The following is a 3,681-nucleotide window of genomic DNA, read 5'->3' as shown; positions in this document are numbered from 1 at the left end:
CACTTTCCTGCGGACAAAACAAAACCCCTGTTCGCGTTAGCAAACAGGGGTTTCGGAATTTAATCTTGACGATGACCTACTCTCACATGGGGAAACCCCACACTACCATCGGCGATGCATCGTTTCACTGCTGAGTTCGGGATGGGATCAGGTGGTTCCAACGCTCTATGGTCGTCAAGAAATTCGGGTACCGAATCGTGGCCAAGTGGCCGCGCTTCAGCAAATTGGGTATGTGACAGCTTTCGGTGTTTTGTGAACATCGAACTTTCGGTTCGTTTCGTCTTCACACACCGCAATCTGGTGCTCTTTCGCTTTTCAGCTTCGAAGCAAGCAAATTGCTTGGGTGTTATATGGTCAAGCCTCACGGGCAATTAGTATTGGTTAGCTCAACGCCTCACAGCGCTTACACACCCAACCTATCAACGTCGTAGTCTTCGACGGCCCTTCAGGGGACTCAAGGTCCCAGTGAGATCTCATCTTGAGGCTAGTTTCCCGCTTAGATGCTTTCAGCGGTTATCTATTCCGAACATAGCTACCCGGCAATGCCACTGGCGTGACAACCGGAACACCAGAGGTTCGTCCACTCCGGTCCTCTCGTACTAGGAGCAGCCCCTCTCAAATCTCAAACGTCCACGGCAGATAGGGACCGAACTGTCTCACGACGTTCTAAACCCAGCTCGCGTACCACTTTAAATGGCGAACAGCCATACCCTTGGGACCGGCTTCAGCCCCAGGATGTGATGAGCCGACATCGAGGTGCCAAACACCGCCGTCGATATGAACTCTTGGGCGGTATCAGCCTGTTATCCCCGGAGTACCTTTTATCCGTTGAGCGATGGCCCTTCCATACAGAACCACCGGATCACTAAGACCTACTTTCGTACCTGCTCGACGTGTCTGTCTCGCAGTCAAGCGCGCTTTTGCCTTTATACTCTACGACCGATTTCCGACCGGTCTGAGCGCACCTTCGTACTCCTCCGTTACTCTTTAGGAGGAGACCGCCCCAGTCAAACTACCCACCATACACTGTCCTCGATCCGGATAACGGACCTGAGTTAGAACCTCAAAGTTGACAGGGTGGTATTTCAAGGTTGGCTCCACGCGAACTGGCGTCCACGCTTCAAAGCCTCCCACCTATCCTACACAAGCAAATTCAAAGTCCAGTGCAAAGCTATAGTAAAGGTTCACGGGGTCTTTCCGTCTAGCCGCGGATACACTGCATCTTCACAGCGATTTCAATTTCACTGAGTCTCGGGTGGAGACAGCGCCGCCATCGTTACGCCATTCGTGCAGGTCGGAACTTACCCGACAAGGAATTTCGCTACCTTAGGACCGTTATAGTTACGGCCGCCGTTTACCGGGGCTTCGATCAAGAGCTTCGCGTTAGCTAACCCCATCAATTAACCTTCCGGCACCGGGCAGGCGTCACACCCTATACGTCCACTTTCGTGTTTGCAGAGTGCTGTGTTTTTAATAAACAGTCGCAGCGGCCTGGTATCTTCGACCGGCATGAGCTTACGGAGCAAGTCCTTCACCCTCACCGGCGCACCTTCTCCCGAAGTTACGGTGCCATTTTGCCTAGTTCCTTCACCCGAGTTCTCTCAAGCGCCTTGGTATTCTCTACCCAACCACCTGTGTCGGTTTGGGGTACGGTTCCTGGTTACCTGAAGCTTAGAAGCTTTTCTTGGAAGCATGGCATCAACCACTTCGTGTTCTAAAAGAACACTCGTCATCAGCTCTCGGCCTTAGAATCCCGGATTTACCTAAGATTCCAGCCTACCACCTTAAACTTGGACAACCAACGCCAAGCTGGCCTAGCCTTCTCCGTCCCTCCATCGCAATAACCAGAAGTACAGGAATATTAACCTGTTTTCCATCGACTACGCTTTTCAGCCTCGCCTTAGGGACCGACTAACCCTGCGTCGATTAACGTTGCGCAGGAAACCTTGGTCTTTCGGCGTGGGTGTTTTTCACACCCATTGTCGTTACTCATGTCAGCATTCGCACTTCTGATACCTCCAGCAAGCTTCTCAACTCACCTTCACAGGCTTACAGAACGCTCCTCTACCGCATCACCTAAGTGATACCCGTAGCTTCGGTGTATGGTTTGAGCCCCGTTACATCTTCCGCGCAGGCCGACTCGACTAGTGAGCTATTACGCTTTCTTTAAAGGGTGGCTGCTTCTAAGCCAACCTCCTAGCTGTCTAAGCCTTCCCACATCGTTTCCCACTTAACCATAACTTTGGGACCTTAGCTGACGGTCTGGGTTGTTTCCCTTTTCACGACGGACGTTAGCACCCGCCGTGTGTCTCCCATGCTCGGCACTTGTAGGTATTCGGAGTTTGCATCGGTTTGGTAAGTCGGGATGACCCCCTAGCCGAAACAGTGCTCTACCCCCTACAGTGATACATGAGGCGCTACCTAAATAGCTTTCGAGGAGAACCAGCTATCTCCGAGCTTGATTAGCCTTTCACTCCGATCCACAGGTCATCCGCTAACTTTTCAACGGTAGTCGGTTCGGTCCTCCAGTTAGTGTTACCCAACCTTCAACCTGCCCATGGATAGATCGCCCGGTTTCGGGTCTATTCCCAGCGACTAGACGCCCTATTAAGACTCGCTTTCGCTACGCCTCCCCTATTCGGTTAAGCTCGCCACTGAAAATAAGTCGCTGACCCATTATACAAAAGGTACGCAGTCACCCAACAAAGTGGGCTCCCACTGCTTGTACGCATACGGTTTCAGGATCTATTTCACTCCCCTCTCCGGGGTTCTTTTCGCCTTTCCCTCACGGTACTAGTTCACTATCGGTCAGTCAGTAGTATTTAGCCTTGGAGGATGGTCCCCCCATATTCAGACAAAATTTCTCGTGCTCCGTCCTACTCGATTTCATGACTAAGAGATTTTCGCGTACAGGGCTATCACCCACTATGGCCGTACTTTCCAGAACGTTCCGCTAATCTCAAAGCCACTTAAGGGCTAGTCCCCGTTCGCTCGCCACTACTAAGGGAATCTCGGTTGATTTCTTTTCCTCAGGGTACTTAGATGTTTCAGTTCCCCTGGTTCGCTTCTTAAGCCTATGTATTCAGCTTAAGATACCTAACTTATGTTAGGTGGGTTCCCCCATTCAGACATCTCCGGATCAAAGTCTGTTTGCCGACTCCCCGAAGCTTTTCGCAGGCTACCACGTCTTTCATCGCCTCTGACTGCCAAGGCATCCACCGTATGCGCTTCTTCACTTGACCATATAACCCCAAGCAATCTGGTTATACTGTGAAGACGACATTCGCCGAAAATTCGATAATACTCAATTAAGAGCAACTCACAAATTTTACCTTAGCCTGATCCGTTACCAGTGAAAGTAACGTTCAGTCTATCTTTCTATCACATACCCAAATTTTTAAAGAACGAACTAGTCAAAGACTAGAAATCAACATTCACCATCGTACGATGGAATGCTCATTTCTAAGCTTTATACAATCAGAAGCAGTTAGTGGTGGAGCCAAACGGGATCGAACCGTTGACCTCCTGCGTGCAAGGCAGGCGCTCTCCCAGCTGAGCTATGGCCCCGTATTTCTACAGGCGTTTCCCACACAAAATTGGTGGGTCTGGGCAGATTCGAACTGCCGACCTCACCCTTATCAGGGGTGCGCTCTAACCAACTGAGCTACAGACCCAATTTCG

General features: G+C 50.8%; 2 tRNA genes and 2 rRNA genes. All 4 read right to left on the bottom strand.

The window, feature by feature from the left end:
- Positions 1–63 precede the first annotated feature (63 nt).
- Positions 64–179, bottom strand: a 5S ribosomal RNA gene (gene rrf / locus AC3ZVB_RS29145).
- A 171-nt stretch (positions 180–350) separates the two neighbouring features.
- Positions 351–3,242: ribosomal RNA gene (locus AC3ZVB_RS29140) — 23S ribosomal RNA — on the bottom strand.
- Positions 3,243–3,491: 249 nt separating this feature from the next.
- Positions 3,492–3,567 (bottom strand) — tRNA-Ala (locus AC3ZVB_RS29135).
- A 30-nt stretch (positions 3,568–3,597) separates the two neighbouring features.
- Positions 3,598–3,674: transfer RNA gene (locus AC3ZVB_RS29130), tRNA-Ile, on the bottom strand.
- Between the last annotated feature and the right edge of the window lie 7 nt (positions 3,675–3,681).

This window comes from Pseudomonas sp. MDV22-iso1, from assembly GCF_058145095.1.
Note: the sequence above shows the minus strand (reverse complement) of the source record. Positions and strands in the feature narration are given on the sequence as shown.